Source organism: Robertmurraya phoenicis, from assembly GCF_047302285.1.
GTDB lineage: Bacteria > Bacillota > Bacilli > Bacillales > Cytobacillaceae > Robertmurraya.
In genome coordinates, this window is sequence record NZ_CP154845.1 from 385,665 (window position 1) to 399,089 (window position 13,425).

The 13,425-nt window shown below is 41.0% G+C and carries 15 protein-coding genes; 14 read left to right on the forward strand and 1 reads right to left on the reverse strand.

Annotated features, from left to right (window positions below):
• Positions 1–158 precede the first annotated feature (158 nt).
• The 12 genes from AA0X71_RS01785 (at position 159) to AA0X71_RS01840 (ending at position 11,624) form a co-directional block, all read left to right on the forward strand.
• Positions 159–1,106, forward strand: coding sequence for a nuclease-related domain-containing protein (locus AA0X71_RS01785; RefSeq protein WP_413358513.1), 948 nt, complete (start codon positions 159–161; stop codon positions 1,104–1,106).
• A 314-nt stretch (positions 1,107–1,420) separates the two neighbouring features.
• On the forward strand, positions 1,421–3,628 hold the full coding sequence (locus AA0X71_RS01790; RefSeq protein ID WP_413358516.1) for a S8 family serine peptidase: 2,208 nt from the start codon (positions 1,421–1,423) through the stop codon (positions 3,626–3,628).
• 273 nt (positions 3,629–3,901) lie between these two features.
• On the forward strand, positions 3,902–4,123 hold the full coding sequence (locus tag AA0X71_RS01795) for an AtpZ/AtpI family protein (RefSeq protein WP_413358518.1): 222 nt from the start codon (positions 3,902–3,904) through the stop codon (positions 4,121–4,123).
• Between the two features lie 6 nt (positions 4,124–4,129).
• Positions 4,130–4,504, forward strand: a complete 375-nt coding sequence (locus AA0X71_RS01800) for an ATP synthase subunit I (RefSeq protein ID WP_413358520.1) — start codon at positions 4,130–4,132, stop codon at positions 4,502–4,504.
• Between the two features lie 21 nt (positions 4,505–4,525).
• A complete protein-coding gene (gene atpB / locus AA0X71_RS01805) occupies positions 4,526–5,251 on the forward strand; it encodes a F0F1 ATP synthase subunit A (protein WP_413362440.1) in 726 nt (241 codons plus the stop codon).
• Positions 5,252–5,323: 72 nt separating this feature from the next.
• Positions 5,324–5,536, forward strand: coding sequence for a F0F1 ATP synthase subunit C (gene atpE / locus AA0X71_RS01810; RefSeq protein ID WP_019153961.1), 213 nt, complete (start codon positions 5,324–5,326; stop codon positions 5,534–5,536).
• Between the two features lie 135 nt (positions 5,537–5,671).
• Positions 5,672–6,190: a F0F1 ATP synthase subunit B gene (gene atpF / locus AA0X71_RS01815; protein ID WP_413358523.1), complete on the forward strand. Its 519-nt coding sequence runs from the start codon at positions 5,672–5,674 to the stop codon at positions 6,188–6,190.
• Between the two features lie 2 nt (positions 6,191–6,192).
• The gene (locus AA0X71_RS01820) at positions 6,193–6,729 is read left to right on the forward strand and encodes a F0F1 ATP synthase subunit delta (protein ID WP_413358526.1); all 537 of its coding nucleotides are present in this window, start codon (positions 6,193–6,195) and stop codon (positions 6,727–6,729) included.
• Positions 6,730–6,797: 68 nt separating this feature from the next.
• Entirely contained in the window at positions 6,798–8,306 is a 1,509-nt protein-coding gene (atpA, locus tag AA0X71_RS01825; protein ID WP_413358528.1) for a F0F1 ATP synthase subunit alpha, read from the forward strand.
• A 78-nt stretch (positions 8,307–8,384) separates the two neighbouring features.
• A complete protein-coding gene (gene atpG / locus AA0X71_RS01830) occupies positions 8,385–9,242 on the forward strand; it encodes an ATP synthase F1 subunit gamma (protein ID WP_413358530.1) in 858 nt (285 codons plus the stop codon).
• 539 nt (positions 9,243–9,781) lie between these two features.
• Positions 9,782–11,200 carry a F0F1 ATP synthase subunit beta gene (gene atpD / locus AA0X71_RS01835; RefSeq protein ID WP_413358533.1) on the forward strand — a complete coding sequence of 473 codons (1,419 nt, stop codon included), beginning with the start codon at positions 9,782–9,784 and terminating at the stop codon, positions 11,198–11,200.
• A 22-nt stretch (positions 11,201–11,222) separates the two neighbouring features.
• Positions 11,223–11,624 carry a F0F1 ATP synthase subunit epsilon gene (locus AA0X71_RS01840; RefSeq protein ID WP_413358535.1) on the forward strand — a complete coding sequence of 134 codons (402 nt, stop codon included), beginning with the start codon at positions 11,223–11,225 and terminating at the stop codon, positions 11,622–11,624.
• On the opposite strand, the gene AA0X71_RS01845 is transcribed toward AA0X71_RS01840, so the two are convergent.
• A complete protein-coding gene (locus AA0X71_RS01845; RefSeq protein WP_413358537.1) occupies positions 11,625–12,215 on the reverse strand; it encodes a hypothetical protein in 591 nt (196 codons plus the stop codon).
• Between the two features lie 322 nt (positions 12,216–12,537).
• Here AA0X71_RS01845 and AA0X71_RS01850 point away from each other — a divergent pair, with 322 nt between their 5' ends.
• Together AA0X71_RS01850 and AA0X71_RS01855 are read left to right on the forward strand one after the other, a co-directional pair.
• Positions 12,538–12,912, forward strand: coding sequence for an NADH-quinone oxidoreductase subunit A (locus tag AA0X71_RS01850; RefSeq protein ID WP_019153953.1), 375 nt, complete (start codon positions 12,538–12,540; stop codon positions 12,910–12,912).
• A gap of 26 nt (positions 12,913–12,938) precedes the next feature.
• Positions 12,939–13,415, forward strand: coding sequence for a NuoB/complex I 20 kDa subunit family protein (locus AA0X71_RS01855; RefSeq protein ID WP_392397248.1), 477 nt, complete (start codon positions 12,939–12,941; stop codon positions 13,413–13,415).
• Positions 13,416–13,425: the final 10 nt, after the last annotated feature.

The window sequence follows — 13,425 nt, forward strand, 5'->3', positions numbered from 1 at the left end:
TGAAATACCCGCAATAAACCCCGAAACACCCGCAATCCTTAATATAGGGCAAGTAACTTTGCTCCTAATTCGTAAATTGTTCACAGTTCCGTGGCAGGAGAACAGCAATAACAAGAGAATTTCACTATTAAATCAAAAAATAAGGAGAAAAACCCATTATGATCTTAAAAGAAAGAGATATTCCCTTTAGAATCATGCAAAATGATGCACTGCTACGTAGGTTACCTGAAGGCCATCCCGAAATACAAGCTATTATGGATGATCAAGCAAAGCGAAAAGCTGGATTACGAGGCGAACAAAATGTATCCTATCATCTTACATTTCTACCTGAGAAGTATGATATTATCCATGATATCCGTCTCAAAACTAAATCTGGTCAAGCCTTTCAGATTGATAGTCTAGTCGTATCCCCTTACTATTTTCTCAGTCTTGAGACGAAAAATATGATTGGAACCTTGTATTTTGAAAAACATTCGAAACAATTTACGAGGACCATTAATGAAGTCGAAGAGGGATTTCCAAACCCGATCATCCAAGCCGAACGCCATCAAATACAATTGAAAAAATGGATTCTCGAACGCAAACTCCCCATTCTTCCGATCGAATGCTACGCAGTCATCAGCAGCCCTTCAACAATAATCAAATCCAATGAAGAAAAAATTTACCAAAAAGTCTTCCATGCCGAACATCTCCCGTTCAAAGTAAAAACATTTGAAGAGCAGTATAAGCAATCAATTTGTGAAAAAGATTATAAACGTCTAACCAAGACAATAATTAAAGGTCATACTCCATTAAAGCAGGATGTTTTTGAAATCTATAAATTACAAAAATCGGAGGTAAGAGCTGGTGTTCAATGCCCAAATTGCCATTTCATTCCCATGAGTTATCGTTATGGAACTTGGGAATGTCTTAAGTGTAACTCTTCTTCAAAAACGGCTTATAAAAAAGCGGTGGAAGATTACCTACATTTGTTTGGAGAAACCATTACCAATCAGCAGTGTCGAGACTTCCTCCATCTGCCATCCAGACACGTAGTCCGTGAACTCCTATTAAGAATGAAACTAAAGCAAACGGGAACGACGAAAAATGTGAACTATCATTGGTGAATTTCCTAATTAACTTGATAACGTGCGCCTTTCGAATAGTAGGTACCTAAAATAAGCTTTGTACTAGGCAGATCCGCAATAACCTGTAAATGACCCGCAATTATGGCCAAATGACCCGCAATTAATCGAAAATCACCCGCAATTAATCGAAAATCACCCGCAATCCAGGCTGAAATACCCGCAATAAACCTCGAAACACCCGCAATCCAACTAAAAGGTCAGCTAAAACGCTCCGACACAACAACGGAAAACCCACCATCCCATGCATACTCCACCTCCATTCAGAACATTCTAGTGAAAAAGAGGGTGTTTTCATGAAAAAACTCATTCTACTCCTACTAATTTTCCTTTTCCCCGTAACGTCAACAACGAACGCACAAAATCTCCAGCACCCTCCGATTCCAAAGGAGTCAGCACAAACAGAAAGAGTAGCCATTGTCACCGTTCCAGAAGAAATGACGGAGAAAGACATTCGCAACATCATCCACCAGTATCCCGATCTAGAACTAAGACATGTCTTCAAGCATGCCCTGAACGGCTTTTCTGCAAAAGGAACCGTAGCATCACTAGAAAAGCTAGCCGAATCAAACAAAGTCGACCTAGTTTCTCCTGTCAAAACATATAAAGCTCAACTTGAGAATATTGATATTATTGGGGGACAAACCGTTCGAGGAGTGTTCGACCAAAACAAAAAGAGACTGACGGGAAAAGGAATAACCGTCGGAGTCATTGATACAGGCATAGATTATCACCACCCCGACCTGAGCAGGAGTTATAAGAGTGGACATGATCTCGTCGATGAGGACGATGATCCGATGGAATCTGAAAGTGCAGATGGACCGATGACCCTTCATGGTACACATGTAGCGGGAATTATCGCGGCCAATGGAAGAATTAATGGAGTCGCACCTGATGCACAGGTTATCGCCTATCGAGCGCTCGGTCCGGGCGGATCTGGAACGACCGAGCAAGTATTAGCAGCGATTGAAGAAGCGATTAAAGACAAGGTGGATGTTCTCAATCTATCACTTGGAAATGAAATTAATGGACCAGATTTGCCGATTAGTCTCGCTTTAAATAAAGCAGCGGAAAAAGGGATTGTCCCTGTGACATCGTCTGGGAATTCTGGTCCCAATATGTGGACAGTCGGATCTCCAGGAACCGCAGCCAATGCCATTTCAGTTGGTGCCTCCACGCCTCCACTACAAATTCCTTATTTAAAAGTAGACGGACTCACGGGCAAAATCAGACTCGAACCGATGCAAGGCTCACAAGAATGGAAGCTCGATCGTTCTTATCCATTAGCCTTTGGTGGATTAGGGAAAAGCGAGGAGTTAACATCAGTAAAAGGAAAGATCGCTCTCATTGAAAGAGGTGAGATCACTTTTACAGAGAAAGCTTATAATGCCTATCAAGCAGGAGCGGTGGCCGTTATTATCTATAATCATATTAATGGGAGTTTTATTGGGAATCTAGAAAGTGAAGTAGACATTCCAGTTACAACGATATCAAAAAAAGATGGCAAAAAGTTAAAAAAGCTTACCCAAAACGGAACTTATGCAAAAACATCTTTAATAGAAGAAAAAGATTTAATCGCCGACTTTAGTTCCCGTGGTCCTGTAACCTCAACATGGGAAATTAAGCCAGATGTAGTGGCGCCAGGAGTAGCGATCACGAGTACCATTCCAGGAGGCTACTTAGCACTGCAAGGGACAAGTATGGCTGCCCCTCATGTAGCAGGAGCGAGTGCAATCGTAAAACAAGCCCATCCAAATTGGACCCCGGAACAAATTAAAGCAGCTCTAATGAACACGGCCAAGCCTTTAACCAATTCTAAAAGGCAACCATATCGAACGTATGAACAAGGAGCTGGAAGAATTCAACTCGATCAAGCGGTTAAAACGCAATCTCTCGTTACTCCCGCATCCTTACAGATTGGCAAATTCAAATTAGCAGAAAAGCAGCATGAGCATACGAAATATGTAACCATTGAAAATGTGAGTGACAAAAATCTTAACTATTCTTTTACAATTCCGAAGAATGAACCGGGAATCGAATGGCATCTACCCCTGTCTTTTACCCTCAAACCGAAGGAGAAGAAGAAAGTAGAAATTAAAATGATGGTCGATCCAAAATTGTTTAAGAAAAAAATCCATGATGGTCACCTAGAATTACGTGCTGGAACCCAACAAATCCAAATTCCTTATTTGTACGTATTGGAAGAACCGGATTATCCTCGTGTAATGGGTTTTGACTTTGGTGTTGGGGATAAGAAAGGGACTTATCAATATGAAGTCTATTTACCAGGTGGAGCGGAAGAGTTTGGCATTGCCTTATTTGATCCAGATACGTATCAATTCATTGGTTTTTTAGATGCAAAAAGAAAGGTAGGAAGAGGACTGTTAAAGGTGGAATTAAAAACAGATAAGTTGCCAGAAACTGGTTTGTACCTTGCGCAAGTGTTTGCGAAAAAATTAGGTCAGGAAGATATGATCGAAACCGCGCTTTTTATTGAAAAATGATAGGTGGAACAAGGGAGAAAAAGAATGCAATATGGTACAGAAATTAATTATGAAAATTTTGTGAACATGTATAAAATTGGTACTTGGATGTGTGATTTTTTTCCCTATAAACGCATTGACATTAAATTGCCCCTATTGTATGCTTACAAAGGGTATAAATGATAAGGTTTTCAGCATGTTCATAGAAAAAACTTTTTGCCCTTTTTTGAATCAATATGAAGTCACCAAACAGCCTTCCTACCGTTCTCTTTATAATAGAGAGGATGCGTTATTATGAAACAAAATAATCGCCACCCGTTTCAAGCTTTTGGCTTAATGTCCGCGATTCTTTCTCAATTAGTCGGTTCTGTGTTGATTGGCATCTTTCTTGGAAGATGGCTAGACGGTCAATTGCGTACCGAGCCACTTTTCTTAATTATTGGATTATTACTAGGGCTAGCGGCAGGTATATACGCAATGCTACGATTAATCCAACATTTCTTTTCAGGAGAATAATCAACGATGCCAGAAATACAAACAATCTATCGTCGACAACAGAGATACATATTTTTTTTGTTAGCCATTTACGTTCTTGGCTGGGGCTTTACTTCATATCAAACTATTTTTTTAGGTTTAATACTTGGAACTGCATTAGGGCTTTTTAATATGTGGTTACTGGCAAAAAGGATGGACAAGTTTGGGGATGCCGTCGTTAGAGGAGAGAAGGTTCGCTCTCTCGGGATGATTTCTCGAATGGCTACCGCTGTTTTGGCAGTGATGATATCTGTGAAATATTCTGATATTTTCCATCTGTATAGTGTGATTTTGGGATTAATGACGCCTTATTTTGTCATTATGATAGAATTTCTTAAGCAAGCGATTCATTCACGTAATTAACGGAGAAGAGAGGTGAATACTGTGCATCATGAAAATCCATTGTATGACTTAGAATTATTCGGTGGTATAACGATTACCTTTAACTTGGCAAACGTCCTTATGATAACGGTTGCCAGCGCTATCGTGTTTTTAATCGCTGTTCTTTCTACTAGAAGATTAGCCATGAAACCAACTGGAATGCAAAACTTCTTCGAGTGGGTCATGGATTTTGTAAAAAATATCATTAATAGCACGATGGATTGGAAAGATGGTGGACGGTTCCACGTATTAGGAATCACGATCATTATGTATATCTTTGTATCAAATATGTTGGGATTGCCATTCTCAATTGTGTATGACCACACATTATGGTGGAAATCACCGACCGCTGATCCGGTTGTTACTTTAACATTAGCAACATTAGTGGTAGGTCTCTCTCATTATTATGGGGTTAAACTCAAGGGCTTCTCATCATATGGAAAAGAGTTTTTTAAACCATTTTGGTTTATGTTTCCGATTAAGATTATTGAAGAGTTTGCTAACACATTAACGCTTGGTCTTCGTCTCTACGGAAATATTTATGCGGGGGAAATCCTACTAACATTGTTAGCTGGAAGTCTTGCTACAAATTTTGCTGGCACATTAGCCGCAATTGTTCCAATGTTAGCTTGGCAAGGATTCTCAGTCTTTGTCGGCGCAATTCAAGCATTCATTTTCTGTATGTTAACAATGGTTTATCTCTCACACAAAGTGAGTTCAGACCATTAATATAAACACTTGTTCATTCAATGAACAAACTATAAATACAAATTTTCAAACATTTTAAGGAGGAACTTTATAATGGGTCTTATAGCAGCAGCAATCGCAATCGGTTTAGCAGCACTAGGTGCTGGTATTGGTAACGGTCTTATCGTATCTCGTACAGTTGAGGGGATCGCTCGTCAACCAGAAGCACGTGGTATGCTTCAAACAACAATGTTCATCGGGGTTGCATTAGTAGAGGCGATTCCAATTATCGCGGTTGTTATCGCGTTCATGGTAATCGGTGGTTAATTAGTAAATATGTTTAAAATGGCGAAGATCTTTTAATGAGTAGCTTCGCCATTCCTTTATGTCAATTTTATCGATTTTTTATCGCATACAACGATTTATTGAACTGAACGACTCTTGAAGGGAGTGAACCTGAGGGTGTTTACATTAACAAGTAGTATAGCTCTAGGCGCTGCGACTAAATTTAACAGCGGGGATATTGCATTCCAGCTTATCATGTTCTTAATCTTATTAGCATTACTAAAGAAGTTTGCATGGGGTCCGTTAATGGGCATCATGAAACAACGTGAAGATCATATTGCTAATGAAATAAATTCTGCTGAGCAAAGTCGTACTGAAGCGAAGAAAATATTAGAAGAACAGCGCAATCTTTTGAAGGAAGCGCGTACAGAAGCACAAGGCTTAATTGAAAATGCGAAAAAGCAAGGGGATCTCCAACGTGAAGAAATTATCACATTGGCCCGTACTGAAGCTGAACGCATGAAAGAATCAGCTAAGCTTGAAATTGAACAACAAAAAGAACAAGCTGTTACAGCAATTCGTGAGCAAGTCGCTTCTTTATCTGTATTAATTGCTTCTAAAGTAATTGAAAAAGAACTGTCTGTTGAAGATCAAGAAAAGCTGATCAATGAATACATTCAAGAAGGCGGGAGATAAAGATGAGTAGCTCAAGTGTAGCAAAACGCTATGCAACAGCTCTTTTCCAGCTTTCCAAAGAACATCAACTTCTTGACCAGATGGAAGCAGAGCTTCGTGTAGTAAAAGAGGTAGTAGCAGAAAATGCCGATTTACAAGCTGTGTTAAAATCTCCTAAGCTTCCAATTGAAAAGAAGAAAGAGATTTTAAACCATGCATTTTCTAAGTTAAATACATTTGTGTTAAATACACTCATGCTATTAGTCGAACGCCATCGTGAAGATGACATCATAGCAGTAGCTGATGAATTCATTCAACTGGCAAATGAAGTAAGAGGGATTGCTGAAGCAACAGTTTACACGACACGTCTTTTAACAGATAGCGAGCGTGCAGTTTTATCTTCAACTTTTGCAAAAAAAGTAGGCAAATCTTCTCTAAATATCACTAATATTGTGGATTCTAATCTACTTGGTGGAGTCAAAATCCGCATTGGTAATCGTATTTTTGATGGCAGCTTAAGTGGAAAACTTGAGCGCTTAGAACGCAAACTATTAGGTTAATAGCCTAAGGGTATTGAACAGTAATTGCGTCAATGGACGCATTCTATTCGTAGATAGGGGTGAAACTCATGAGCATCAATGCTGAAGAAATTAGTGCGCTGATAAAAAAGCAAATTGAAAACTATCAGTCGGAAATTCAAGTGAGTGATGTAGGTACGGTTATCACAGTCGGTGACGGTATCGCTCGTGCTCATGGCCTCGACAATGTCATGGCTGGAGAGCTTCTTGAATTTTCAAACGGCGTTATGGGTATGGCGCAAAACCTTGAAGAAAACAACGTCGGTATCATCATTTTAGGACCTTTCACAGAAATCCGTGAAGGGGACGAAGTTCGTCGTACAGGCCGCATCATGGAGGTTCCTGTAGGTGAAGAATTAATCGGTCGTGTTGTTAACCCACTCGGTCAACCAGTGGATGGCATGGGACCAATCAATACGACAAAATCTCGCCCAATTGAAAGCCCAGCTTTCGGTGTAATGGATCGTAAATCTGTACACGAGCCGCTTCAAACGGGAATTAAAGCGATTGACGCACTTGTGCCAATCGGACGTGGACAACGTGAGTTAATCATCGGTGACCGTCAAACTGGTAAAACATCTGTTGCGATAGATACAATCTTGAACCAAAAAGATCAAGATATGATCTGTATTTATGTAGCAATCGGACAAAAAGAATCAACAGTTCGTGGACTTGTTGAAACTTTACGTAAAAATGGTGCAATGGATTATTCTATTGTTGTTACTGCTGCTGCATCTCAACCAGCTCCATTATTATACCTAGCTCCTTATGCTGGGGTTTCAATGGCTGAAGAATTCATGCTCCAAGGAAAACACGTGTTAGTTGTATATGATGACTTAACAAAGCAAGCATCCGCTTATCGTGAGCTTTCCTTATTATTACGTCGTCCTCCAGGTCGTGAAGCATATCCAGGGGATGTATTCTACTTACACAGTCGTTTACTAGAGCGTGCTGCTAAGCTTAGTGATGCAAAGGGTGCTGGTTCAATCACAGCTCTACCTTTCATTGAAACTCAAGCTGGTGACGTTTCTGCTTATATTCCAACAAACGTTATCTCCATCACGGATGGACAAATTTTCTTACAATCTGATCTATTCTTCTCTGGCGTACGTCCAGCGATTAACCCAGGTCTTTCTGTATCACGTGTTGGTGGTTCAGCGCAAATTAAAGCGATGAAAAAGGTATCAGGTACATTACGTCTAGACCTTGCATCATACCGTGAACTTGAAGCATTTGCTCAGTTCGGATCAGACTTAGATAAAGCAACACAAGCGAAATTAAATCGTGGTGCACGTACAGTAGAGGTTCTGAAGCAAGATCTGAACAAGCCACTAAAAGTAGAAAAGCAAGTTGCGATTCTATATGCGTTAACTCGTGGTTTCTTAGATGATATTCCATTACAGGATATTCGTCGTTTCGAATCTGAATTCCTTTCATGGTTAGACCACAATCACAAGAATGTGTTAGACCATATTGCTACTACGAAAGAGCTTCCAACTGATGAAGAAATGGCGGCAGCGATTAACGAATTCAAAAAATCTTTCGCAGTTTCTGAGTAATATCGTCTAAAAAGGAAATTGGAGCACCCTTTAAAGGTGCTTTAAACCGGACAATCTTGATAAGGTGGTGAGAGGTAAGTGGCATCATTACGCGATATAAAAAATAAAATCACTTCTACTAAGAAAACAAGCCAAATCACGAAAGCGATGGAAATGGTTGCAGCATCTAACTTTAGCCGTGCTGAAAATAATGCGAAATCATTTGGGCCTTATATGGATAAAATCCAGGAGGTTACAGCATCCGTTGCACTTGGTAGCAGTGATGCATCCCATCCAATGCTGGTCAAACGTCCTGTTAAGAAAACAGCATACTTAGTCATCACGGCTGAGCGTGGACTTGCAGGTGCGTTCAATAGTAACGTGTTACGTGCAGCATTAAACGCGATTCAAAAGAACCATCAATCAAAGGATGAGTATGTGGTCATCGCTCTTGGTAAAGTAGGACGTGAATTTTTCCGAAAGCGCGATATGAATATTGCCCTTGATTTAACAGCAATCGCCGATCAACCATCATTTGCCGAGGTCAAAGATACGGTAAATAAAACGATTGGTATGTATGCTGACGGTGCGTTTGATGAATTGTACATGTACTACAATCATTTTGTCAGTGCGATTCAAAACGATGTTGTCGAGAAGAAACTTCTTCCGCTCACTGATATTGCTACTTCTAAAAAGCCAATGTCCTATGAATTTGAGCCATCCGCAGAGGAGATATTAGATGTCCTTCTCCCTCAATATGCAGAGAGCCTCATTTTCGGAGCGCTTTTAGATAGTAAGGCCGGAGAGCATGCAGCTCGTATGACAGCGATGAAAAATGCAACCGATAATGCAAAAGAGCTTATTGATTCATATAGTCTTAGTTACAACCGCGCAAGACAGGCAGCGATCACCCAAGAAATTACTGAAATTGTTGGTGGAGCTGCAGCGCTGGAATAAAAAAATCATTGTATAGCTAGAGATGTCTAGCTACAGGCGCTATCGGCTCGAGGTCATAAGGGGGTCGTCACGGAGGTTAAAGAACAACCTCCATGCCGGCTCGTCTTGTGCTTGTCGCCGATAAACGAGCGCCTTCAGCATTTCATTTAGTCTAGCTGCGACGCCTACCCCCTCGAGGTCACAAGGCAATCCGTCTTGAAGGTTAAAGAACAACCTTCCAGTCGGCTCGTCTTGTGCTTGTCGGGGGTGGACGAGGCGTCTCCGCATTTCATTTAGTCTAGCTTCAGGCGCTATCCCCTCGAGGTCATAAGCCAATCCGTCTTGAAGGTTAAAGAACAACCTTCCAGTCGGCTCGTCTTATGCTTGTCGGGGATAACCGAGCGCCTTCAGCATTTCAAATAGTCTAGCTACGGCGCCTACCCCCTCGAGGTCATAAGCCAATCCGTCCAGAAGGTAAAAACCAACCTTCTAGCCAGCTTGTCTTATGCTTGTCGGGGGTAAGCAAGGCGCCTTCGCATTTCATTTTAGGAGGGAAAAAGATGAACAAAGGACGCGTTGTTCAAGTTATGGGTCCAGTTGTTGACGTAAAGTTCGCTAGCGGACAACTACCTGAAATCTATAACGCTTTAACAATCGTTAACGAAGCGCGTAACGAATCAGTTGCCATCAACTTAACTCTTGAAGTTGCCCTTCATTTAGGTGATGATACAGTTCGTACTATTGCAATGGCTTCAACTGACGGTTTAACTCGTGGAGCTGAAGTAACAGATACTGGTGCACCAATCTCTGTTCCTGTTGGAGACGTAACATTAGGACGTGTATTCAACGTACTTGGTGAGAACATCGACCTTGATGCGCCACTTCCTGCTGATGCTCGTCGCGATTCAATCCATAGAGAAGCACCTAAGTTTGAACAGCTTTCAACAGAAGTTGAAATTCTTGAAACTGGAATTAAAGTAGTAGACCTTCTTGCTCCTTACATTAAGGGTGGTAAAATCGGTCTATTCGGTGGTGCCGGTGTTGGTAAAACCGTTTTAATCCAGGAGTTAATCAATAACATCGCTCAAGAGCACGGCGGTATCTCTGTATTCGCTGGTGTAGGTGAGCGTACTCGTGAAGGTAATGACCTTTATCATGAAATGACAGATTCAGGCGTTATCAAGAAAACAGCGATGGTATTCGGTCAGATGAACGAGCCACCAGGAGCACGTATGCGTGTTGCTTTAACTGGTTTGACAATGGCTGAATTCTTCCGTGATGACCAAGGACAAGACGTTCTTTTCTTCATGGATAACATCTTCCGTTTCACACAAGCAGGTTCAGAAGTTTCAGCCCTATTAGGACGTATGCCTTCAGCCGTTGGTTACCAACCAACTCTTGCTACTGAAATGGGTAAACTTCAAGAACGTATTACATCAACTAACGTTGGTTCTGTTACATCTATCCAAGCGATTTACGTTCCTGCCGATGACTATACGGATCCGGCTCCAGCAACAACATTCGCTCACTTAGATGCAACAACAAACCTTGAGCGGAAGCTTTCTGAAATGGGTATTTACCCAGCAGTGGATCCTCTTGCATCAACTTCTCGTGCATTGTCACCTGAAATTGTTGGAGAAGAACACTATGAAGTAGCTCGTCAGGTTCAATCAACATTACAAAAATATAGAGAATTACAAGATATCATCGCTATCTTAGGTATGGATGAGCTTTCTGACGAAGATAAGCTTGTTGTATCTCGTGCGCGTCGTATTCAAGTATTCTTATCACAAAACTTCCACGTTGCTGAACAGTTCACTGGACAGCCAGGTTCATACGTACCTGTTAAAGAAACTGTTAAAGGTTTCAAAGAGATTCTTGAAGGTAAATGGGACCACCTTCCAGAAGATGCATTCCGTCTCGTAGGTCGCATTGAAGATGTAATCGAGAACGCGAAGAAAATGGGCGTAGAGGTCTAAACTAGGACCAGGAGGGTAAAAAATGAAGACGATTAAAGTCAGTGTTGTTACTCCCGATGGCCCGGTGTATGAATCAGAAGTGGAAATGGTCAGTACAAAAGCTCTAAGCGGTGAGCTTGGGATCTTACCAGGACACATTCCAATGGTTGCACCGTTACAAATAGGAGCCGTCCGTTTAATCACGGGTGGAAATACAAAGTATATCGCAGTCAGTGGCGGTTTACTTGAAGTAAGACCTGACCAAGTATCGATCTTGGCAGAGTCTGCTGAAGTTTCGGATCACATCGATGTAGAACGTGCAATGAAAGCGAAAGAACGTGCAGAACAACGTTTACATGCACAAAAGCAAGAACATGTTGATTTTAAACGTGCTGAACTTGCCTTACAAAGAGCCATCAACCGTATCACGATTGCAGGTAAATAATCAATTACCAAACACCTTTCGGTTATAAATAGCCGGAGGGTGTTTTTTTTGCGGAATTAGCGAAAATAGTTGGAAGCTACTTGAGCTAGCTTCCAACCAGTTATTAGTTGATGCGCAATAAATTCCGAGAGCTGCGCAATCATTCACGAAAGCACCGCAATTAACTTTGGAAGGTACGCAATTAGTCCAATAACTTGCACAATTATTTAAGGAAGCTCCGCAATCCCAAGATAGAATACAAATTTTATAGAAAATTTTGGAGCGGAATCTGTAGAAATAACGAAGATCCGCAATTACCCCCGAAACTCCCGCAATTATCGCCAAAAGCCCCGCAATTAACACCAAAAGCCCCGCAATCATTGCCAAAACCCCCGCAATAAACCGCAAAACCCCCGCAATAAACCGCAAAACCCCCGCAATCCCCCCGAAACTCTCCCACAAACACCTCACCAACCCTAACAAAACGCAATACAAATCGACAATCGCTCCAAAAAATCCAACAACTCTAGCATAACCCACTAAAAATGACACATTTTCCTGTAAAAAACCGAAAAAAACTGAAGACCTCTCTACAACATCAAATTTCCCCAAATCCCGTCAATCACAATCGAAAATTTCAACACACACTATCATCCTAAGAAAACAGTTCGTTAAATAGTGAACAATTATTGACAATTCTCACAGACAAGAACAATAAACTAGCTTTTAATAGAAGAGTAGGGCTGAGGACAGATTGGAAATATAGGTATTTTCAGGATAAAACATTGGAAAATCTTTACTATCAAAAAAATGGAAGATTGTCATTTTAAAAGTCTCCAGGCTTTATCGACACAAGTTTGTAACAATGTTATAATGAATTCGGTTACAAGTTAAAAAGTTTTGAAAAGTTATACGACTTTGGAGGGGAAGGGGTATGGAACTTTTAAACTTATATCAGAATAACTATCTGATTGTAGTGGTGTTTCTATGTCTCGGGGTATTATTACCAGTGGTGGCCCTGTTTTTGGCAAAACTTTTACGTCCAAGTGTTCCTTCGGATGCAAAATACACCACATATGAAAGTGGTAACGATCCATTTAATGACTCGCTCATTCAATTTAACGTTCGTTACTATATTTTTGCCCTGTTATTCGTCATTTTTGACGTGGAAACAGTCTTTTTGTATCCATGGGCAGTTGCCTATGAAAAGCTCGGGATATTCGCTTTAATAGAAATGCTTATTTTCGTATTTATGCTACTTATCGGACTTGTCTATGCATGGAAGAAGAAGGTGCTAAAATGGATTTAAGACTAGAGAACATCTCACCAGAGGAAATGGAAGAGGTAAGACGATCAGTTCTTGTGGCATCACTTGATCAAATAAAAGGCTGGGCTCGGAGTAATTCATTGTGGCCAATGACATTCGGGCTTGCTTGTTGTGCCATCGAAATGATGGCGTCAAGTAGTGCTCATTATGATTTGGACCGTTATGGAACCTTTTATCGGAATTCTCCACGCCAATCAGATGTCATGATTGTTTCTGGAACCGTGACAAAGAAAATGGCTCCAATTTTAAGGCGTTTATATGATCAAATGGCGGAACCGAAATGGGTTATTGCCATGGGCTCTTGTGCGACAGCTGGAGGACCGTATGTGAAATCCTATTCAGTCGTTAAAGGGGTTGACCAAATCGTTCCAGTGGATGTCTATATTCCAGGATGCCCACCAAACCCAGCAGCCCTAATCTATGGAATCAATAAATTAAAAGAGAAAATCCGTTACGAGGCGAAGACCGGGAAGAAGGTGATCTAATCGATGAGCG